A 20,470-nucleotide genomic window follows, 5' to 3' on the forward strand; every position below is an offset into this window, starting at 1 on the left:
GCCGGATCTCCCGCAGGTCACACCCGCCCCCCGGCATCCCGCCCGCCACAGGGCGTGCCCGCCCCTGGGCCGGATCTGCCGCAGGTCGCGCCCGCCCCTGGCGCCTCGGCCGTACAACGGTCCGCGCCCCGTAGGGTCGGCACGGTGATGGAAACGATCGTCTTCGACATCGGCGAGACACTCATCCGCGACGACCGCTACTGGGCCTCCTGGGCCAACTGGCTCGGTGTCCCGCCGCACACGCTGAGTGCGCTGGTCGGGGCCGCGGTCGCCCAGGGGCGGGACAGCGCCGACGCGCTGAGCATCCTGCGCCCCGACATGGACATCAACGAGGCCTCGCTCGCCCGGACGGCGGCCGGGCGCGGCGAGCACCTGGCCGAGTCGGACCTCTACCCGGACGTACGGCCGGCGCTGGCGGAGCTGCGCGCGCTGGGCGTACGGGTGGTGGTCGCGGGCAACGGGACGGTGCGGGCGGGCGAACTCCTGCGGGCGCTGGACCTGCCCGCGGATCTCGTCGTCTCCTCGGACGAGTGGGGTGTGTCGAAGCCGGACCCCGAGTTCTTCAACCGGGTGCTGGAGGTGTCCGGGGCGGAGCCGGGCTCGACGCTGTACGTGGGCGACCACCCGGCGAACGATCTGTTCCCGGCCAAGTCGTGCGGGCTGCTCGCCGCGCACCTCCGGCGCGGTGCGTGCGGGTACTGGTGGGCGGACCACCCCGACGTCGTGGGCAACGCGGACTTCCGCCTCAACGCGCTGACGGACCTCCCGGCCCTCCTGGACAAGGTGCCGGACGCGCCCCGCCCGAGGGCCCTGCGGGCCCTGTAGGCCCGGCCGCGCACATCGCCCACCGCGCCGGAGAGTCACCCGACCCCTTCACGCGCGCCCGCTCACTCCTCCACGGACAACGGGCCGCTCGCGACAGGACCCGTACGGCAAGTCGTCACCGATCCGCCGGACATGGGCGCCTACGCGGGCCGGGGCGTGGCCGGTCCGACGCCCCGCCCGTCGGAAGCTCCACCGCTCCGGGACGCGGCTGATCTCGGGGGCGACGCGCCGGTCCGCCCTCGCCGTTGCCCTCGCTTCTGCCCCTGCGTACATGGCCTGCGCGGTCGGTCGCACCTATACAGGGGAGGAATGTGCCCGCGCAGGAAGTGAGATCCCTTGCACAGCCACGACCGAGCGAAATCGTCCGCCGCGGAGACCCGGCAGGTCCCGGCCCGCACGTCCGTCCGGGTCGGAGCGGCGCAGCTCCAGGGCGTCCTGGGGCAGCAGACCACGGCCGGCAACGCGGCCGTGGTCCAGATGCTCCGCAGGGCCGGGAGCCCTGGCGCGGAGCGGTCCGCGCACGCCGGAGCGGGAACCGGACCCTCGGTGCAGCGCGCGGGAGGGGAAGGGAACGCGGTGCCGTTCTTCGACCCGTACGGGGATGTCTACGTGACGTCGGACGAGAGCACCGAGGTGAAGACGGCCGACGGCCACGGCCTCATGGTGGACCAGGGCTCCCTGAAGTACCTCGAAGCGGACTCGCCGTTCGACCTGTGGCACAGGGGAAGCGTGCTCACCACGGCAGACGTCCTGTGCACGCCGGGCGGAGTGCTGGTCCACAGGACGACCGGTCAGCCGATATCCAAGCCGACGGCCATGGACACCGAGACGGCGCAGACGGAGATATCCGCGGAGCTCCTCGATCGGATCGGCACCCCGCCGACGGTCTCCGTGGCCGGCACCCACTACAAGTCGGTCCTCCGCCCGCGCCGGGAGGGATGGGGCGCCGGCGCCACACAGGACTTCTCGATCGGCGACCGCCGCGCGGAGGACGGCTGGCGGGGTATGTACCTGGCGACGTCACAGGCGCACGCCCGCGGCTATCTGGTCCAGGGGGGCGTGCTGCTGGAGATAGCCACCCCCAACCTGCGCGCCTACGACCTGACGGGCATCGACTACGCGGCGCTGGGGTTCGCCTCGCCCCTGGCGTCGGCGCGTCTGGTGAAGGCGCTTCTCGGCTTCGACCAGGACCGGGACCTGATGGAGTCACTCGCCGAGAGGAACATGGTCCTGCGGTCGGGCGAGCCGGGAGGGGAGGTCGAGGTGATCGTCCCGTACCCCCTCGCGAACAGGCAGTGCCAGGTCAGCGCCGAGCTGGAACGGAACGAGTAGCGGGCGACCCGGCCGAACCGGAGACCCTGAGGGCTGTCCCCCGCGGGACACCGCACGGTGAACGCCGGTCCGGCGACCCGCTGCCCCGACGGCCGCAGCGGGCGGATGCCGATGTCCATGACCTGCCCGCGCCCGAGGAGGTCGGCGAGCGTGGTCGGTGACATGTCGCTGAAGGCGCTGACGTCGTACATACGCATCCTCCGCTCGGTGCCGCCGCAGAACCGACATCGTCGACTGCCCGCCGGTGGACCGTGGTCACCGACGGGCAGTCATCTCCTTGCGGGGCGCGGTAGTTCGCCCCTCAGGGCGTGATCAGATGCGCACCGCGCCCACGATGGAGCCGATGGTGCTCATCGACTCGTAGCGGACGAAGGCGCCCGGGTACGGGGCGTGGAGCACGGTGTTGTTGCCCGCGTAGAGCCCCACGTGCGTGTTGCCGTTGAAGAAGACCAGGTCGCCCGGCTTCAGCTGGCTCTGCGCGATGCGGGTGCCCTGGTTGATCTGGGTGTACGTGGTGCGGGTGATCTGGGCACCGGCCTGGGCGTAGGCCCACTGGGTCAGGCCCGAGCAGTCGAAGGCGTTGGGGCCGGTGGCGCGCGCCTGGTACGGCATGCCCACACGCGAGTTGGCGGCCTGGAGGGCTGCCGCGCCGAGGGCGGACGCGGGGGCCTCGTTGCCGAGTTCGACCCGGTCGCCGGTGCTGCGGCTGGCTCGCACCTTCTCGCTGGCGGCGTTGCTGGCGCGTGTGTCGTCGTCACGCATCTTCTGGCGCTCGGCGGCGGTCAGGGTGTTGAGCACCTTCTGCGCCTCGGCGAGCTTGCCCTGCTGCTGCTTCTTCTTCGTACCGAGCGTCTTGCGGACGTCCGCGAGGTCGCCCAGCTTGTCCTGGGCCTCCTTGCGCTGCTGTGCGAGGGTCCGCTGCTTGCTCTGGATCTTCGTCAGCGCATCGGACTGCCTGGCCGTGAGCTGGTCCAGGGCGGAGGCCTGGTCGAGGAAGCTGTCCGGGTCGGAGGCGAGGAAGAGCTGCACGGAGGGGTCGATGCCTCCCGAGCGGTACTGCGCGGCGGCGAGCGAACCGAGGCCGGTGCGAAGCGTGTTGAGCTCCTGCTGCCCGCGGGCCACCTTGTCCTGCAGCGCGCCGACCTGCTTCTCGAGCTTCTCCTGCTTGTCCTTGGCGGCGTTGTAGTGCTCGTTGGCCACCTCTGCCTCGTGGTAGAGCTTGTCGACCTCCGCCTTGACCTCGGTCTTGGTCGGCTTGGGGTCGGCGTGAGCGGCCTGAGAGGTCAGGGCGACGGCTGCGGCGGCGGTCGCGGTGAGCACGGTCACACGGGCGCGGCTCGGGTTCTTGGGACGACGGTGGGACGCCACGGAGGCGAGCTCCTTCTTCCTCGAGCCGCCTACCGGGCTGTGGGGGACGGGAATCCCCGGCTCCGTGCATGTCACGGAATCGGCGGTTCCTTCGCTGCCACCCCGGATGGGTGATCAACCGTGCGAAGGTTCGAGAGCCAACCATAGTGACCATCTTGTAATCAGTTCAATCTGCGCAGGGATAATCTCTGCACACGAGGTACTTATTTTGGTCACATCACACGACGTGTAGCGGTGACCTGACGGCCCGTTCCGTAACTTCCGGCAAGTCACGACATAGTTCACCGGGCGCCTGAAGCCGCTTTCCTTCCTTCCCGTTCGACGGACGCGACAGCAGGGAACGTCCTAGGGTCGTTCTCCATGACCGAATCCCCCGCGGCCGAATCCCCCGCTCACCTCCGCGCGACGGCGGACGCCTACGACGCCATGGCCGTCGTCTACGCCGACTTCGCCCGTGACAGCCTCGACGCCGTCCCGTTGGACCGCGCGTTTCTCGCCGCCTTCGCCGAGCTCGCGCGGGCGGACGGGGCCGGGCCGGTCGCGGAGCTGGGATGCGGGCCCGGACACCTCACGGCGCACCTGCGGGGCCTGGGACTGGACGTCTTCGGAATCGACCTGTCACCGGTGATGATCTGCATCGCCCGCGAGGAGTTCCCGGACCTGCGGTTCGAGGTCGGCTCGATGGACGCGCTGGACCTGGCCGACGGCGAGCTGGGCGGCATCGTGTCCTGGTACTCGGTCATCCACACCCCGCCGAAGGAACTGCCTCCGTACTTCGCCGAGTTCCGCAGGCTCCTGCCGCCGGGCGGCGTCCTCCTGTTTGCCTTCTTCGAGTCCGGGGACGGGCCGGTTGAGGCGTTCGACCACAAGGTGACGACGGCCTACCGGTGGCCGGTCGACGAACTCGCCGGACTGGCCCGCGAGGCCGGGTTCGTCGAGGTCGGCCGGATGCTGCGCGAGCCCCTCGACGGGGAGCGGTTCCGCCGGGGCCACCTGCTGATGCGCGCCGATCGGCCCCCTGTGGCCCTTTAGGGGCAGGGAGGGCCGTCAACGGGCGGCGTGGGCCGGTGCAGCCGCCAGACCACGTCGATCCCGCTGCCCGCGGGTGCCGCGGGCCGCGTCGCTTGTTCACGCAGCACCTCGGTGAAGCCCAACCGGCGCGGTACGGCGGCACTTGAGGTGTTGTACAGGTCGTGCGCGATCTCTATGGCGTAGTTGTACACGTCACCGCTCGCCCAGTTCGGCTCGGACTTCGCGAGGAAGTCACGGGTGCTCTTCTCGCTGTGCCGGGCGACCCACGGCTCCCAGGGGCGCAAGTGCTCCAGGGACTCCTCGATCAACGTGCACGCCGGAGCGACGTCGCTCTGCTCCCGCAAGCACCGCAGGACGAAGTCCCCGCACGCGATGATCCGCCTCGGCCGCTCCATGACGGCCATGTTCGTCCGCGGGGCGGCTCGTCGCAACGTGCGGGAGGAACCGCCAGAGGGGATTCCGCATGGCCGCCCCCTCCGCGCTTACCGCCGACGCACGGTGTAACTGAGATGCGTCGTCCTCGGGGACGGCTCCGCACCGACCAGGTCAAGCGCCACCCGGCTCGCGTCGACGCCCTCGAACAGGCGGATTCCGGAGCCGAACAGCACGGGCGAGAGCGCGATCGTGAACTCGTCGATCAGGCCGGCGTTCACGTACTGCAGGATCGTCGCGCCGCCGCCCGCGATGCGGACGTCCCGGTCGTCGGCGGCCGCGCGGGCCTGATCGAGCGCGGACTCGATGCCGTCATTGACGAAGTGGAAGGTGGTCCCGCCCTGCCGCACCCAGGGGTCACGCTTCTCGTGCGTCACGACGAACACCGGTACGTGGAACGGCGGGTCCTCGGGCCACGCCTGCTCACCGGCTTCGAACATGCGCTTGCCCATCACACTTGCGCCGGTGCGCTCGAACGTCTCCCGCACGATGTCGTTGTCGCGCCCTTCCTCACCGCCCTTCCCGAGCTTCAGGTTCTCCCGGAAGAACCGCTGCGGGAACACCCACTGCTGCAGTTCCATCCACTGCTGTCCCATCAGTTCTTCGGGGGACGCGGGCGCGATGAACCCGTCGAGCGACATCGACACGCTGAAGAACACCTTGCCGGCCATCAGCCCTCAACTCCGTTCCGAGCAAACTCTGTTACGTAGGCGGCCAGGTTGCCGAGGGTCTGCTGACCGGCCTCGATCGCGCCGTGCTTCTCGATCGCCTCGTCACGCAGCTCCTTGGTGGGGAACACCGTGAGCATCTCGATCCGGGTCGACTCCCCGGCGGGCGCAAACGTGAGGACCGACTCGAACGCGTTCGGGTCGTCGCGGTACTCGCCGTGGAGCATCGTGATCCGCTCCGGCGGGACGATCTCGTTCCAGGTGATCCACTCGCTGTAGTCGGTGCCGTCCGGCCCGTGCAGCACGAATTCCCACACCCCGCCGACGCGGAACTCGAAGGCCCGCGTGGTGGTGGTGAACCCCTCCGGCCCCCACCAGCGCGACATGTGCCGCACCTCGGTGAACGCCTTGAACACCAGCTCTCGTGGGGCGTCGATGTCGCGGGAGATCACGATCTCGCGGTCGGCCGTCGCGGACCGCGCCGGCGCTTCTCGTCCAGTCGGATTCATCAGCTACTCCTGTTGCCCGTCCCGCTTGAGTTCCTGCACGTACGCGTCCAGCCGGTCGAAGCTCTCGTTCCAGAACTGTTCGAACCCGCCGGCCCACTCGTGAACCGCTCGCAGCCCACGTGCGTCCAGGCCGTACAGGCGCTGCTTTCCCGCCCTGCGGTCCCGCACCAAGCCGACCTCGCGGAGCACCCGCAGGTGTTTGGACGCCCCGGGCTGCGTCATTCCCAGCTCCTCGGCGACCTCCGTCACCGGCCGTTCGCCTGCCCGCAGCAGCACCAGGATGCCCCGGCGCTGCGGCTCGGCTATGGCGTTGAAGACGTCTGACGTGGTCGCTGCTCGTGCCATGACAGAAACGTATACCCATATCGGCATGTGTTCAAGCGTGCCGTGCTGCGGGCGTGGCGCGTGCGCGCCGTCCCGGTGGAAGCAACGGTGGAGGCAACGGTGGAGGCCACCGCGAAAGCGGCCTCCCCGGGCCTCACGACTGGAAGGTCACCGGCTCCGCCAGCAGCTCCCGCAGCCACCGTGCGCTCGCCGCGTCCCCCTGCGTCGCCGGCCCCTCGCCCGCCCCGGGGAAGAGCCGGCCCCAGGAGCTCGCCCGGCCCACGGCCCCCAGCCGACAGGCCAGGCTCACCGCGCGGCGCAGCTCGGCAGGGGTGAGGCCGGTGTCCGTCCACGGGTCCAGGTAGGCGTCACGCAGTCTCGGCATCACCTGCGGCCCGTACTGGTCAACTGCCGTGCGCAGCGGGACGAGCAGGCTGCAGAAGGGGTGGGAGACCGCGGCGTCTCCCCAGTCGAAGAAGGTGAAGCGGCCCGGTACGGGGGCGAAGAGCTGTCCGTCGTGCAGGTCGCAGTGGTCGAGCGAGTCGGGGATGCCGGTCGCCGCGAGTTCGTCGCACCACTCCTGGACGCGGGGCCGCAGTGCGCGCAGTGCCGTGCGGGTGGCGGGGTCCAGGGCGGCGTTCTCCTCGACGAGCCGGTCGAAGGTGCCGGGGAGTACGGCCGTCCGGGCGTCGGGGACGCCGAGTCGGCCCATCTCTCCGACCCGGGGGCCGAGCGCGCGTTGCATGGCCGCGTACTGGCGCAGCGGTTCCTCCCACGCCCGTCCGCCAGCGGAGCCCTGGCGGAGCGCGTCCCGGAAGAGCGTGCCGCCGTGCGGGAGCAGCGACCAGCCGCGGGCGGCGTCCACGGCGAGCGGCTGCAGTACGTGGCCGGGGACCCAGCGGGCCAGCGCCTCGGCCAGTCCCGCTTCGAAGGCGCCACCCGCGCCGGCGTCGGGGCCGGCCTTGAACCACACATCGGGTTCGTCCTCTGCCGTCATCCGTACGAGCACCGACCACGGCCGCAGCCGCACCGTGAGCCGCCGCGCCGTGCGCAGGCCCTGGGCGGCGAGGCCGTGCTCCGCCCAGGCGAGGGCGGCCTCCCGCCAGGCCGGGTCCTCCCAGGGGGTCACCGCGTCCGGGTACTGCCCGCGCTCCACGGCCGCCGCTGACGCATCATGTCGCATCGCGTCATTGCATCACCGCGGCCGGCGGCGCTCCAGCGGGTTTCCACCGGCCCCACGGCCCTCCGCGGGGCGCTTCAGAGGTACTCCGCGTACGCGTCCAGCGTCCGCAGCACTTCCGCCTCGTCCGCCGGGGGCAGTTGGAGCACGACCTCCTCGATGCCCAGGTCCGCGTAGTGCGCCAGCTTGCCCGCGTCCGGCAGGACCGCGTACGGGACCACCTGGAGGTCCTTCGGGTCGCGGCCGGCCGCCTCCCAGGCGGTACGGAGCTGCGGCACCGACTCCGTCAGCCCGCGGCCGCCGATCGGGAGCCAGCCGTCCGCGTACTCCGCGATGTGCGCGAACAGTTTCGGTCCGGCCGCACCGCCGATCAGGGTGCGCGGGCCGACGACCGGGCCGCGGGGCTGCTGGAACGGCTTCGGGTGGGCGTGGCTGGCCTGCACCGAGCCGAACTCACCTTCGTACGCGGTCGGTTCGTCGGTCCACAGGGCGTGCATCAGCGCCATGCGGTCACGGCCGAGGTCGCGGCGGGTGCGCCAGTCCACACCGTGGTCGGCGGCCTCCTCGACGTTCCAGCCGAAGCCGAGCCCCAGGGTGAAGCGGCCGCCGGAGAGGTGGTCGAGGGTGGCGATCTGCTTGGCCAGATCGATCGGGTCGTGCTGGGCGATCAGGGTGATCCCGGTGCCGAGCGCCAGCCGTTCGGTGACGGCGGCGGCCTGCCCGAGCGCCACGAAGGGGTCCAGGGTGCGGCCGTACTCGGGCGGCAGCTCGCCGCCCGCGGGGTACGGGGTCCGCCTGCTCACCGGGATGTGGGTGTGCTCCGGGAGGTAGAGCCCGGCGAATCCCCGCTGCTCGAGCTGGTGCGCGAGCCGTACCGGTGTGATCGTCTCGTCGGTGAGGAAGATCGTTGTGGCGATCCGCATGCGAGGACACCTCCGTCGTTGTCGGGTGACCGCCCAAACGTATGCCGTCCGGTGCGCGAAACCGAGCCTTCGGCGGCTCCCGAGAAGGTCAGCCGTCGTGGTCCCTCGCGGCCGGCCCGGCCGCGAACCGTCCGTCCCGGTAGAGGTCGCGGAGCAGCGCGATCTCGGCCCCGTGGTGCAGGACTTCCTGGTTCACCCACCAGATGACGTCGAGGAACGGCTCCTCCGGGTCGCTGCCGTGCGGGTAGGTGCAGTGGCCGACCCTGTCGAGCACGGTGTCGTCGGCGGCGAGGAGCGCTTCGCGCCAGGACGCGGCGGCGGCCGAGAAGCGCGCGATCGCCCCGGCCGCGTCAGGACCGGCCCGGTAGTCGTCCTTGGTGAGGGTGTGGGTGCCGTTGGCGTGGTCGGCGCGGACGGCGAGCATCTCGCTGAGGTGCGTCAGCCTCCAGGCGAGGGTGGTGAAGGGCGGCGGCTCGGGGTGCGGCGACTCCGCCGAGTCCCGGCCCCAGTCGCCCGCCCCCACCAGCAGGGTGGCGCGGGCCCCCGGCCCGTCCGCCCGCCGGCGGACCGACCAGCAGTCGGGCACCGGCTCCCAGAGGTACTCCGCGTCGGTCATCGGGGCGGCTTCGACCTCCACTCCGTTGCCGCTGTCCACCACCGGCCCGCCGATCCGGCCGAGCAGGCGCTCGCAGCCGAAGTCGAACTGGTCCAGGAGCGGCACCAGGCGCGCGGGAACGTTTTTCTGATCGCCCATCACTTCTCCTTGCGGCCCCCTGTGGGAGCGGATTGCGGGTACCGGCGAGGCCGTCAGTCACCGTACCGACCGGGCGGCGCCGTCGGCCGCGACCGACGACCGGCCGGATCGGCGGCCCGCCCCACCCCGAACTCGTCGCGTTCACGCGGCATTCACCGTCCCCCACCACGGTGTCGGTACGGAACCTCGTCTCGGTCCACCACACCCCGGGGAGCGCCCATGCCCGCACCGATCGAACCGATTCGCGCAGCCATTCCCGCACCGCGTCCCGTACACCGCCCGATCGCCAGGCGTGGCCTTCTCGCCGGGGCGGCCGCCACCGCCCTAACGTGGGGAACCGTGAGCTTCGCCGACGCCGACGAGGGCGACCTCCGGCCCCGTACCGTGCGGGGCGTCCTGCCCGCCGGGTCGCCCGACTACGTGTACCTGCCGGTCGACGTCCCGCGCGGGGTCGCCGAGATCGCGGTCTCTTACACGTACGAGAGGACGCCCGTCCCGGCCGGGACGCAGGGCAACGCCCTCGACATCGGCATCTTCGACGAGCGCGGCACGGAGCTGGGCGGGCCGGGGTTCCGGGGGTGGTCCGGCGGCGCGCGCGACCGCTTCTTCATCCGGGCCGACGAGGCGACCCCCGGCTATCTCGCGGGACCGGTCGGGGCCGGGACCTGGCACATCGCCCTCGGGCCGTACACCGTCGCCCCGGAGGGGCTGCCGTACGAGGTGACGGTCACCCTGCGCCCCGGGCCCACCGCGCCCACCGCGCGGCCCGTGTATCCGCCGGAGCGCGCGAAGGGGCGCGGGCGCGCCTGGTACCGCGGGGACTGCCACCTGCACTCCGTCCACTCGGACGGCAGGCGGACCCCGGCAGAGATCGCGGCCGCGGCCCGCGCCGCCGGGCTCGACTTCATCAACAGCAGCGAGCACAACACCACGTCCGCGCACGGCGCGTGGGACGGGCTGTGGGGTGACGATCTGCTGGTCCTCACGGGCGAGGAGGTCACCACCCGCAACGGGCACGTGCTCGCGGTCGCCACCGACCCGGGGACGTTCGTCGACTGGCGCTACCGGGCCCGGGACAACCGCTTCCGGCGCTACGCGCAGGCCGTCCGCCGGGCCGGCGGCCTGGTCGTGCCCGCCCATCCGCACGCCACCTGCATCGGCTGCCACTGGAAGTTCGGCCTCGGTGAGGCGGACGCGGTGGAGGTGTGGAACGGGGCGTACACCTCGGAGGACGAGACCGCCCTGGCCGAGTGGGACAACTCCGTCGTGGCGGCGCTCCGTTCGCCGAAGGCGTGGGTCCCGGCCATGGGCAACAGCGACGCGCACCGGGAGCCGGACCGGATCGGGCTCCCGCAGACCGTCGTCCTCGCCGACGGCCTGTCGCGCGAGGCGATCGTGGCGGGCATCCGCGCCGGTCGCTCCTACATCGCGGAGTCGTCCGCCGTCAGCCTGTCCTTCGGCGTCTCTGACGGGCGGGGGCGCCATGCGGGGATCGGTGAGCGGCTGCGGGCCGCGGGGGACGACGCCCCCGTCACCGTACGGCTTGAGGCCACCGGGGCCCCGGACTGCACCGCGCATTTCGTCACCGACCAGGGGACGCTGTTCACCGCGGCGCTTCCGAGGTCGGGTACGGGGGCCGTGGAGTGGCGCACGACGCCCGCGTACGCCGCCTATGTGCGGGCCGAGGTCCGGCACCCCGCCGCGGTGCCGGGGCTGCCCGGAGCGCCGGCGGCGCTGACGAATCCGGTGTTTCTGGAGGGTTAGGGATCGGACCCCGGGCCTCAGGTCGCGCTCTCCGTCACGTCGCTCCATGCCGCCTTCGGCTTGTACACGGTGGTCCTGGGCTTGGCCTTCACCGCGGCGGTGCGCAGGTCCGCGCTGTTCCAGGAGGCCTGGGCGGTGTACCGGATCGCCGCGCCCGCCGCGGCGAGGCCGAGGGCGGAGAGCTCCGCCTGCGGATCGGTGGTGCGGCTGAACAGGCCGCCGGCGGAGACCGCCCCGTTGCGCTGGAACCCCATGGCCGTCGGGGCCTGCGCCGTGGCGTAGAAGTACGCCTCACCGCTGATGGCGAAGGACCCGCGCGTGGTGTCGTGCACCTGGGCGTCGGTCTGGATCAGCGAGGTCATGCCGAACGTGTCGTCGCCCCCGTCACTGATGGTGCCGTCCGCGTTGACCACCCACAGCTCCCAGTACTGGAGCTCGTGCCCGTTGACCGTCCCGCCGTTCTGGACGTAGGCGTCCAGCCCCGGCCCGTCGATCGGGGCCCAGCCCTGGCCGGTGTGACGCTCCACGGCGAAGTTCCTGGTCACCTTCTGGATGATCACGCCCTGCTGCGGGTTGCTGACCGCCCACTCCCGCACACGGGAGAAGTTGCCGCAGACCCCTTCCAGGTTCTCGCCGCTCTGGACCGCGGCGGCCAGGGCCGGTGCGGGCCCGCCGGCGGCGGGAGCCCGCTGCACGGCGGCGTGCTCCCGTGCCGCGCCCCCGCTGCTGCGCTGCACCCCGGCCCGGGTGGTGGCGTGGGAGTGCGGTCCGGCCATGACCCGGTGCGCGTTGGCCTCCGCCGCCCGCTCGAAGCGGTCGGAGGGGTCCGAGAGCTTCAGCCCGGTCCCGTCGTCCGTTCCCGCCACCGGTCCCGAACGCTGCTGGACCACATGGGTCAGTTCGTGGGCGAGCGTGTGCTCGTCGGTCTTCGCACCGCCCAGGACGATGTGGTTCCCGGACGTGTACGCGCGGGCGCCGATCTCCGCGGCGGAGCGCTGGGCGGTGGCGTCGTTGTGCAGCCGGACGTCGGAGAAGTCCGTGCCGAACCTGGCCTCCATGTCCTCGCGCACCGGCTGTTCGAGCGGGCGCCCCGCCGTGCCCAGCACGTCGTGCACCGCCGACCTCTGCACGGGGCGGTCGGCGAGCATACGGGCGACGGCCGCGTTCCCCACGGTCCGCTGCAACACCGCCAGCTCCGCAGCGGAGCCCGGTGCCGCGACGGGGCCCGGAGGACGGTCCGACGCGTGGTCCTGAGCTTGTGGACGGTGGGCGCGGGGGATGCGGCGTTCCTGCTCGTGCTCGGACACGGTGCCTCCAGCCATCGGTCCCTCCCATTGATAGCGCGTCGCGCCCGGCCCGCCAATGGGCGCCCGGGGCGGTCACGGGGCAGGGTTGCTGCACTCCTCGGACACCGCCCGGCCCCGCGGACCCCGGTCGGGGCGGGCCATTGTTCGGAACCGCTGGGCGCAGGCGCGTCGTTGCGCCACCGCCAGCCCGGCAATCACCGTGCCGAGCACCAGCCACCCCGCAGGCCCGGCGGCCATCACCACGCCGGTCAGCAGCGGGGGCCCGGCGGACTTCTGGATGGACTGGGACATCCCGGCCACCCCCAGATACGCGGCCCGCGCCTCCGGGGGCGCCAGCAGGACGGCCAGCTCCCATGAACTCACCGACCGCATCAGCTCCGCCAGCGTGACCAGCACCGCCGCGGCGAGCAGGACCGCCGCGGCCGTCCAGGTACCGCACCGGGTGGCGCCGGCCAGGAGCGCGCAGCACACGAACATCAGGCCGCCGTACAGCAGCAGCGTCCGGACCGTCCGGTGCGGGCCCTCGGCCCTTTTCGACACGGCCAGTTGCAGCACGACGACCAGCACGGTGTTGATGACGAGGAACGCCGGTACGAGGGCGTGCGGCGCGGACGTGCGGTTCACCAGCCACAGCGGGAGGCCGACGCCGAGTACGGAGTCGTCGAGGTTCATCGGGATGTCGAGCAGGACAAACCGGAGATAGCCCCGGTCCCGCCACGGGCTCTTCGGCCGGGCGGAGTTGCGCGACGCGACGGCCGCCGACGAGGCGGCCTCGGCGCCCGCGCGACCCGCCGCCCGCGCCACCTCGACCGTCGCCGTCTCCCGCAGCTCGCCGGTGCGCCACACCAGCACCGCGGCGACGGCGAAGGACAGCGCGTTGCCGAGGATCAGGGCGCGATAGGCGTCCGTCGTGCCCACGGCAAGGCCGATGGCCGCGATCCCGGCGCCGACGCCGTAACCCGCGTTCGCCGCGCTGCGGGACAACGCCTGGTAGGCCACGCGCCGTTCGCCCGCCGCGCGGGTGGCGAACAGCATCTCCAGCGTCTTCGCCGCCCGGTCCCCCAGGTAGGTGACGGCGACGACGGGCAGCAGCGCCTCGAAGCCCGAGCACATCAGCACCAGGGCCAGGGTCACCAGCCGGAGCAGATGGCAGCCGACCAGCAACGGCCGCAGCGGGAACCGGCCGGCCAGCCGCCCGGCCAGGGGCGAACCGACGATGCCCGCCACCCCGGCCGCCCCCAGCAGCACCCCGATCTGCTGAGCGCTCAGATGCGTGACGAAGGTCAGGTACAGAACCGAGGACGCGGCCCACAGGCCGGATCCGGTCCGGTCGACGGACAGGGCGAGCAACATGATCCGGGCGTTCCGGCCGCCCGGCGGATCGCGCAACTGAGCCAGGAGCCCCGGCCCCCGCTCGGACGCCCGCTCACCCTGGCTTCCCCTGGTGCGTCGCACCGCCCACCCCCGCATACCTCGACATCAACGGCCGCGTAGCTCTACGGCTTCAGAGCTGTCAGCCGTGCAGACCGGGGAAAGCCTGCCGGGAGTTATTCTCGATGTCAAGATACTTGATGACGAGATACTTGCTCGGTATCCCGTCACACGCCCTTCCGGTCCGTGGGACCAATCGGCTGCGGACCGACCAGCGCCGGAAGGGCGGACGCGACCTCAGCCCGGCCAGACGATCGCCTGGAGTTCGCTGTACGCGTGCAGGGCGTACGAGCCGACGTCGCGTCCGACGCCGCTCCGCTTGAACCCGCCGAACGGGGCCTCCATGTTCCGGCCGATGGTGTTCACGCCGACCCCGCCCGCCCGCAGCCTGCGGGCGACGCGGAAGGCGCGGGCCACGTCGCCGGACCAGACGTAGTCGATCAGGCCGTAGTCGCTGTCGTTGGCGAGCGCGATGCCCTCCTCCTCGTCGTCGAAGGGGACGACCACCACGACCGGGCCGAAGATCTCCTCCCGCACGACCCGCATCTCCGGGGTGCAGTCGGCCAGCAGCGTGGGCGCGACGTAGAAGCCGCGGCCGGTCGGGGCGGGGCGTTCGCCGCCCGTGACGATCCGGGCCCCTTCCTTGCGGCCCAGTTCGACGTACGACTCGACGCGGTCGCGGTGGGCGGCGGAGATGACCGGGCCGACCACGGTGCCCTTCGCCGTCGGATCGCCGACCGTCAGGTACCCGGCGTACCCCGCGAGCTTCTCGATCAGGGCGTCGTGGGCGGCCCGTTGGACCAGGACGCGGGTCGGAGCCGTACAGATCTGACCGCTGTAGAAGGAGAACGTGGTGCCGATGCCGGCCACCGCCGAGTCGAGGTCGGCGTCGTCGAGCACCACGGCGGCGCCCTTCCCGCCCAGCTCCATCAGCTGCCGTTTCATGGACCGGCCGCACACCTCCGCGATGCGCTGCCCGACCGAGGTGGAGCCGGTGAAGCTGACCATGTCGACGTCCGGCGAGTCGACGGCGGCCTCGCCCGCCTCGGCCCCCGAACCGCTGACGACGTTGACGACGCCCGCCGGTACGCCCGCCTCCGCGAGTGCCTCGGCCATCCGGTAGACGGAGAGCGGGTCCTGCGGGGCCGGTTTCACGACGACCGTGTTGCCCATCGCGAGCGCGGGGGCGATCTTGCCGGCCGGGTTGGCCCAGGGGTTGTTGTACGAGGTGATGCAGGTGACGACGCCCACGGGCTGGCGGACGGCGAGCGCCCCGAAGACGCCGGCCCGGCCCATCGGCCCGGCCTCGTTGATCTGCGGCGGGACCGCCTCCTCCACCGGTTCCAGCGCGCCCTTCGCGTACCGCCGGAACCGGGCGGCGCCGACGGCCACCTGCATCCCGCGGGCGGTGCCGGTGGTGGCGCCGCTCTCCGCCTGGGCGAGGGCGGCGTTGGCCGTGAAGTCGCGTTGCATCAGGTCGGCGGCGCGGTCGAGGATCGCGGCGCGTTCCTCGGGGCGGGTCCGGGACCAGGTGGCGAAGGCCTCCTGGGCGGCGGCGGCCGCCTCGTGGACCTGCGCGCGGCTCGCCTCCGGGGCGAGGCCGACGACGTCCTCGGTGGCCGGGTTGACCACCTCGTAGTGGCCGTTCGCGGGCTCGGTCCACTCGCCGCCGATGAAGAGGCGCTGGGGCGTGGTGGTCATTGCGTGCTCACCGTCCGGGTGTCGCGGCCGGAGCGCAGCACCGTGCCGGGGACCGCGCCGGTCACCTTGTCGTCGCGCAGCGTCTCCACCCCGTTGACGCGGACCGACACGATGCCGAGGGCCTTGGAGTCGAGCCGGGGGCTGTCGCCGGGCAGGTCGTGGACGAGGGTGGCGGGGCCGGCGTCGATGCGTTCGGGGTCGAAGAGGACGAGGTCGGCGTGGAAGCCCTCCGCGATGCGGCCGCGGTCGCGCAGGCCGAAGAGGCGCGCGGGGTCGTCCGTGAGCATCTTGACGGCCGCTTCGAGCGGGACGAGCTTGCGGCCGCGCAGGCAGTCGCCGATGAAGCGCGTGGTGTACGGGGCGCCGCACATCCGGTCCAGGTGGGCGCCCGCGTCGGAGCCGCCGAGCATGACGTCCTCGTGCTCCCAGGTCCGCTGCCGCAGCGCCCAGGAGTCGGGGTCGTTGTCGGTGGGCATCGGCCACAGGACCGTACGCAGCGCGTCGGCCGCGCAGATCTCGACGAGGCAGTGGAAGGGGTCCTGCCCGCGCTCGGCGGCGATGTCGTTGACGACCCGGCCGCTGAGGCCCTCGTTGGCCTCGCTGTAGGTGTCCCCGATGACGTACCGGCCGAAGTTCGCGAGGCGGCGGAAGACGCCGGCCTCCTTGCTGTTGGCGCGACGCAGCATCTCGGTCCTGGTGTCCGCGTCACGGAGCCGCTCGATGCGCTCGGGGACGGGCAGGGACAGGATGTCGCCCCAGCCGGGGATCAGGTTGAGGGCGCAGAACGTGCCGAGCGACATGTTCATCGGGGTCAGGATCGGCATCGTGAGCGCGACGATCCGGCCACCCGCTCGGCGGGCGCGCTCGCTGGGGATCAGCTGGCGCGGTACGCGTTCGGGGACGGCGGCGTCAATGGTCAGGACGTTCCAGTTGAGCGGGCGTCCGGCGGCCGCGGTCATGTCGACGAAGAGGTCGATCTCCTCGTCGGAGAACTGGTCGAGGCAGCCCGCGACGATCGCCTCGATCTGGGTGCCCTCGTGCTCGCCGACCGCGCGGGAGAGTGCGAGGAGTTCCTCGGGGCGCGCGTGCCGGGACGCGACCGGCTGCCCGTCGCCGTCGGCGTGGGTGGAGGACTGGGTGGTGGACAGCCCCCACGCCCCGGCGTCCATCGCGTCGTGGAACAGGGCGAGCATGGCGTCGAGTTGGGCGGGGGTGGGCTGTCCGCCGACCGCGTCGGCGCCCATGACGTGCCGGCGCAGCGCGCAGTGCCCGACCATGAACCCGGCGTTGACGGCGATCCGCCCGTCGAGCGCGTCGAGGTACTCGCGGAAGCTGGACCAGCTCCAGTCGACGCCCTCCTCCAGGGCCTTGAGGGCCATGCCCTCGACCCGCGACATCATGCGCCGGGTGTAGTCGGCGTCCTCGGGCCGGTCCGGGTGGAGCGGGGCGAGGGTGAATCCGCAGTTGCCGCCGGCGACGGTGGTCACGCCGTGGTTCATCGACGGGGTGGCGTACGGGTCCCAGAAGAGCTGCGCGTCGTAGTGGGTGTGCGGGTCGACGAAGCCGGGCGCGAGCACGAGGCCGGTGGCGTCCTCTGTGGTCGTGGCGGGCCCGGGGGCCGTACCGGGTTCCGCGATGACGGCGATGCGGCCGTCGCGGATACCGATGTCCGCGCGGTAGGAGGGTCCGCCGGTGCCGTCCACGACGGTCGCTCCGCGGATGAGGTGGTCGAGCATGAGGGTCCCTTCCGTGATGGTCCAAACGTGGATGTGCGCCGGGGTGCGTACGGCCGCGGTACGCACCCCGGCTCGCAGGGCGGCGGTCCGGGAAGACGCCGCCCGCGAAACCCAGAGCCCCCGCGGCCTACGCCGCGTCGCGGAACCGGGTGGTCCGGTGGACCGGGTCCGTGTCGATCTTCGGGATCACGTGCTCGCCGATCAGCTTGATCGAGTTCAGCGTGTCCTCGGGACTGATCCCGATCGGCATCCCGAAGCTCAGCTGGTCGGCGCCCGCCCGCTCCCACCGCCGGCACTGCGCCAGCACCTCGTCCGGATCGCCGCAGATCATCAGCTCCTCGGCGATGAGGAGTTCGATGATCTCCTCGGAGTACTCCGGCAGCAGCTCCGGCCACTCCGGGATGCCCTCCGGGCGGGGGAACGTGTCGTGGTAGCGGAACAGCAGCGACTGGAGGTAGTTCAGCCCGCCGCCCACCGCGATCTCGACGGCCTTCTTGTGGGTCTCGGCGCAGATCGCCGTCGAGGTGACCATCACGTTGTCGTTGACGAAGTCACCGATCGGCTCGGCGTCCTTGACGGCCGTCTTGTAGGACTCGACGACCCACTCCATGTCGGAGACCTTCTGGACGCTGAAGCCCAGCACGCCGAGCCCCTTCTTGCCCGCCATGGCGTACGAGGACGGCGAGCCGGCCGCGTACCACATCGCCGGGTGCGACTTCCCGTACGGCTTGGGCAGGATCTTGCGCGGCGGCAGCGACCAGCTCTTGCCCTGGAAGCCGACGTACTCGTCCTGGAGCCACATCTTGGGGAACTCCGCGATGGTCTCCTCCCAGAGGTCCTTGGTGTGGTTCATGTCGGTGATGCCCGGCATGAACCCCAGGATCTCGTGGCTGCCCGCCCCGCGTCCGGAGCCGAACTCGAAGCGGCCCTCGGAGAGGTGGTCCATCATGGCGACCTTCTCGGCCACCTTCACCGGGTGGTTGACCGGGGCGAGCGGGTTGAAGATGCCGGACCCGAGGTGGATGCGGTCGGTGGCGTGGGCGAGGTAGCCCAGGTACACATCGTTGGCCGAGATGTGCGAGTACTCCTCCAGGAAGTGGTGCTCGGAGGCCCAGGCGTACTTGAAGCCGGACTTGTCCGCCTGGATGACGTACTCGGTCTCCTCGATCAGCGCCTTGTGCTCTGCCCCGGGGTCCGCCTTGGCCCGCGCGGCGGGCACATACCCCTGTACAAAGAGCCCGAATTCCAAGGGGGTTCACCGTCCTCAATCGTTTCTGACACTCCGTCAGATTCTGATGCGTCCGACTGTTCCACCGACACCCTGACCCGTCAATACCTGACGCCTCGTCAGGTGAGATGGGCGGAGGCGACGGTCAGAAGAGGCTGACCCCGGCCAGCCACCCGCCGTCGATGACGAACGGCTGCCCGGTGATGTACGAGGAGTCCTCCGAGGTCAGGAAGAGCGCGAGGGCGGCGACCTCCTCGGGCCGGCCGATCCGGCCGAGCGGGACGAGCTTGCGGTAGAGCTGGTCCACCGCGGCCTTCGACTCCTCGGGGTCCGCGGACGGGTCGAGGGCCGCGGGATTGGTCATCGCGGTGTCCACGGCACCGGGGCAGACGGCGTTGACCCGGATGCCCTTCGCCGCCAGCTCCACCGCCGCCACCTTGGTCAGACCGAGCACCGCGTGCTTGGTCGCGGCGTACGCGCCCACGAACGCCATGCCGGTCAGCCCGGTGTACGAGGCCGTGTTGACGATGGTCCCGCCCCCCGCGGCCTCGATCTCCGGCGCGACGGTCTTGATCCCCAGGAAGGCCCCCACCTGATTGACCTGCACCACCTGCTGGAACTCCTCCAGCGGCGTGGCCACCAGCTCGTTGAACCGCAGGATCCCCGCGTTGTTGACCAGTCCGTCGATCTGCCCGAAGGCGTCCTTCGCCGCGGCGACCGCCGCCTGCCAGTCCGCCTCCCGGCTCACGTCCAGGTGCACGAACAGCGCGGTCTCCTCGCCCAGCTCCTTCGCGAGCGCCTCGCCCTGCTCGTCGAGCACATCGGCGATCACCACCCGGGCGCCCTCGGCGGCGAAGAGCCGCGCCTCCTGCTCGCCCTGCCCGCGCGCCGCGCCGCTGATCAGCACGGTCCGCCCGTCCAGCTTTCCCATGGCCTGACTCCTACCTGTCGAGGTGAGGTGCGACATCGGCGGCGAACGCCGCCATCTGATCGGTCAGTTCGGCCCGGCTGCGGCTGCGGAACCGCACCTGGATCTGGTGCACGCCCATCGCCGCGTACTCCCGCAGCGACTCCGCGAGCGCCTCCGGCTTCCCGCTGAGGGTGCGCCGCCCCACGGACCAGTCCGGCTCGCCCACGTACAGCGGCTCGGTGATGGCCCCGACGACGATCGGCTCCGCCACCCCGGCGGCCTCCCGCAGCGCGTGCAGCCGGGCGATCTGGTCCGGCAGCTTTCCTCGCGGATCGCCCTGCGGCAGCCAGCCGTCCCCCCGCACGGCGGCCCTGCGCACGGCGGCGGGCGAGGAGCCGCCCACCCAGATCGGCACCCGCTCCTGGGCGGGCCGGGGCAGCTGGCCGAGCCCGCTGAAGGAGAACCGCTCCCCCGCGAACTCCGGGTACTCCTCCGGCCCGAGCGCGGCCCTCAGCGCGTCGACGGTCTCGTCGAGGACGGCGCCCCGCCCGTCGAAGTCGGCCCCGAGCGCGTCGAACTCCTCGCGCACGTGCCCGGCCCCGACCCCGAGGATCAGCCGGCCGCCGCTGAGGTGGTCGAGGGTCGCGTACTGCTTGGCGGTGGCCAGCGGATGCCGCAGCCCGACGACGGCGACATGGCTCATCAGGAGCACGCGCTCGGTGACCCCGGCGAGGAACGCGAGCGTGGCCACCGGGTCGTACCAGACGGTACTCATCCCCTCCGCGAGCCGGCGGGGGATGGCGACATGGTCACAGCTCGCCAGATAGGCGAACCCGGCACGGTCGGCGGTGCGGGCGATCTCGGCGAGGTCCGCGGGCGTGGCCCCGGCCTCCCACGGCTCCGCGTAGATGGCGCTCTGCGACTGGATCGGGAGCTGCATCCCGTACGACAGCGGTCCGGCGGGCAGTATCGGCACCGAACGGCCTCCTTCCCCTGACACGAATCTGACGGCTCGTCATATTGCGAGCGGAGTCATCGTCGTACCT

Annotated in this window: 19 protein-coding genes and 1 pseudogene; 4 read left to right on the forward strand and 16 right to left on the reverse strand. The window is 71.9% G+C overall.

From position 1 onward, the window contains the following. Positions 1 to 147 precede the first annotated feature (147 nt). Positions 148 to 825: an HAD family hydrolase gene (locus ACIQM0_RS32545; RefSeq protein WP_401293865.1), complete on the forward strand. Its 678-nt coding sequence runs from the start codon at positions 148 to 150 to the stop codon at positions 823 to 825. 336 nt (positions 826 to 1,161) lie between these two features. Beyond that, on the forward strand, positions 1,162 to 2,157 hold the full coding sequence (locus ACIQM0_RS32550) for a hypothetical protein (protein ID WP_401293661.1): 996 nt from the start codon (positions 1,162 to 1,164) through the stop codon (positions 2,155 to 2,157). A gap of 32 nt (positions 2,158 to 2,189) precedes the next feature. On the opposite strand, the pseudogene ACIQM0_RS32555 reads toward ACIQM0_RS32550, so the two are convergent. Together ACIQM0_RS32555 and ACIQM0_RS32560 are read right to left on the reverse strand one after the other, a co-directional pair. Further along, positions 2,190 to 2,348: pseudogene (locus tag ACIQM0_RS32555) on the reverse strand (RraA family protein); the annotation flags it as partial. 121 nt (positions 2,349 to 2,469) lie between these two features. Then, positions 2,470 to 3,525, reverse strand: a complete 1,056-nt coding sequence (locus ACIQM0_RS32560; RefSeq protein ID WP_401293663.1) for an NlpC/P60 family protein — start codon at positions 3,523 to 3,525, stop codon at positions 2,470 to 2,472. Between the two features lie 360 nt (positions 3,526 to 3,885). Between ACIQM0_RS32560 and ACIQM0_RS32565 the strand changes: the two genes are divergently transcribed. After that, positions 3,886 to 4,557, forward strand: coding sequence for a class I SAM-dependent DNA methyltransferase (locus tag ACIQM0_RS32565; RefSeq protein ID WP_401293666.1), 672 nt, complete (start codon positions 3,886 to 3,888; stop codon positions 4,555 to 4,557). Here the strand turns inward: ACIQM0_RS32565 and ACIQM0_RS32570 are convergent. From ACIQM0_RS32570 to ACIQM0_RS32600, 7 genes are all read right to left on the reverse strand, one after another. Then, positions 4,554 to 4,952 (reverse strand): hypothetical protein, encoded by a 399-nt coding sequence (locus ACIQM0_RS32570; protein WP_401293669.1) that lies wholly within the window; start codon positions 4,950 to 4,952, stop codon positions 4,554 to 4,556. The two genes, ACIQM0_RS32565 and ACIQM0_RS32570, sit on opposite strands and share 4 nt — an antisense overlap. Positions 4,953 to 5,039: 87 nt before the next feature. Then, on the reverse strand, positions 5,040 to 5,660 hold the full coding sequence (locus tag ACIQM0_RS32575) for a dihydrofolate reductase family protein (protein ID WP_401293671.1): 621 nt from the start codon (positions 5,658 to 5,660) through the stop codon (positions 5,040 to 5,042). After that, on the reverse strand, positions 5,660 to 6,166 hold the full coding sequence (locus ACIQM0_RS32580) for an SRPBCC family protein (RefSeq protein ID WP_401293673.1): 507 nt from the start codon (positions 6,164 to 6,166) through the stop codon (positions 5,660 to 5,662). Before ACIQM0_RS32580 ends, ACIQM0_RS32575 begins: the two co-directional genes overlap by 1 nt. A 3-nt stretch (positions 6,167 to 6,169) precedes the next feature. Further along, positions 6,170 to 6,511: an ArsR/SmtB family transcription factor gene (locus ACIQM0_RS32585; protein WP_401293676.1), complete on the reverse strand. Its 342-nt coding sequence runs from the start codon at positions 6,509 to 6,511 to the stop codon at positions 6,170 to 6,172. Positions 6,512 to 6,644: 133 nt separating this feature from the next. After that, complete coding sequence (locus ACIQM0_RS32590; protein ID WP_401293679.1) at positions 6,645 to 7,673, reverse strand: phosphotransferase; 1,029 nt, start codon at positions 7,671 to 7,673, stop codon at positions 6,645 to 6,647. A 74-nt stretch (positions 7,674 to 7,747) separates the two neighbouring features. Further along, positions 7,748 to 8,593, reverse strand: a complete 846-nt coding sequence (locus tag ACIQM0_RS32595) for an LLM class F420-dependent oxidoreductase (protein ID WP_401293682.1) — start codon at positions 8,591 to 8,593, stop codon at positions 7,748 to 7,750. Positions 8,594 to 8,681: 88 nt separating this feature from the next. Then, positions 8,682 to 9,347 carry a DinB family protein gene (locus ACIQM0_RS32600; RefSeq protein WP_401293685.1) on the reverse strand — a complete coding sequence of 222 codons (666 nt, stop codon included), beginning with the start codon at positions 9,345 to 9,347 and terminating at the stop codon, positions 8,682 to 8,684. A gap of 219 nt (positions 9,348 to 9,566) precedes the next feature. On the opposite strand from ACIQM0_RS32600, the gene ACIQM0_RS32605 reads away from it, so the two are divergent. Then, on the forward strand, positions 9,567 to 11,111 hold the full coding sequence (locus ACIQM0_RS32605; RefSeq protein WP_401293688.1) for a CehA/McbA family metallohydrolase: 1,545 nt from the start codon (positions 9,567 to 9,569) through the stop codon (positions 11,109 to 11,111). A gap of 17 nt (positions 11,112 to 11,128) precedes the next feature. On the opposite strand, the gene ACIQM0_RS32610 is transcribed toward ACIQM0_RS32605, so the two are convergent. From ACIQM0_RS32610 to ACIQM0_RS32640, 7 genes are all read right to left on the reverse strand, one after another. Further along, positions 11,129 to 12,433: a DUF4157 domain-containing protein gene (locus ACIQM0_RS32610; protein WP_401293691.1), complete on the reverse strand. Its 1,305-nt coding sequence runs from the start codon at positions 12,431 to 12,433 to the stop codon at positions 11,129 to 11,131. 57 nt (positions 12,434 to 12,490) lie between these two features. Then, complete coding sequence (locus ACIQM0_RS32615) at positions 12,491 to 13,873, reverse strand: MFS transporter (RefSeq protein ID WP_401293694.1); 1,383 nt, start codon at positions 13,871 to 13,873, stop codon at positions 12,491 to 12,493. Positions 13,874 to 14,086: 213 nt separating this feature from the next. Continuing rightward, positions 14,087 to 15,550: an aldehyde dehydrogenase family protein gene (locus ACIQM0_RS32620; RefSeq protein ID WP_401293697.1), complete on the reverse strand. Its 1,464-nt coding sequence runs from the start codon at positions 15,548 to 15,550 to the stop codon at positions 14,087 to 14,089. Then, positions 15,547 to 17,286, reverse strand: coding sequence for a D-aminoacylase (locus tag ACIQM0_RS32625; RefSeq protein WP_363027293.1), 1,740 nt, complete (start codon positions 17,284 to 17,286; stop codon positions 15,547 to 15,549). The genes ACIQM0_RS32620 and ACIQM0_RS32625 overlap by 4 nt, the downstream gene beginning before the upstream one ends. 127 nt (positions 17,287 to 17,413) lie before the next feature. Continuing rightward, on the reverse strand, positions 17,414 to 18,535 hold the full coding sequence (locus ACIQM0_RS32630) for an LLM class flavin-dependent oxidoreductase (RefSeq protein WP_363027295.1): 1,122 nt from the start codon (positions 18,533 to 18,535) through the stop codon (positions 17,414 to 17,416). A 124-nt stretch (positions 18,536 to 18,659) separates the two neighbouring features. Then, complete coding sequence (locus tag ACIQM0_RS32635; RefSeq protein ID WP_401293702.1) at positions 18,660 to 19,445, reverse strand: SDR family NAD(P)-dependent oxidoreductase; 786 nt, start codon at positions 19,443 to 19,445, stop codon at positions 18,660 to 18,662. Positions 19,446 to 19,455: 10 nt separating this feature from the next. Then, a complete protein-coding gene (locus ACIQM0_RS32640; protein WP_401293705.1) occupies positions 19,456 to 20,400 on the reverse strand; it encodes an LLM class F420-dependent oxidoreductase in 945 nt (314 codons plus the stop codon). Positions 20,401 to 20,470: the final 70 nt, after the last annotated feature.

The sequence above is a fragment of the Streptomyces sp. NPDC091387 genome (genome assembly GCF_044756945.1).
Lineage (GTDB): Bacteria > Actinomycetota > Actinomycetes > Streptomycetales > Streptomycetaceae > Streptomyces.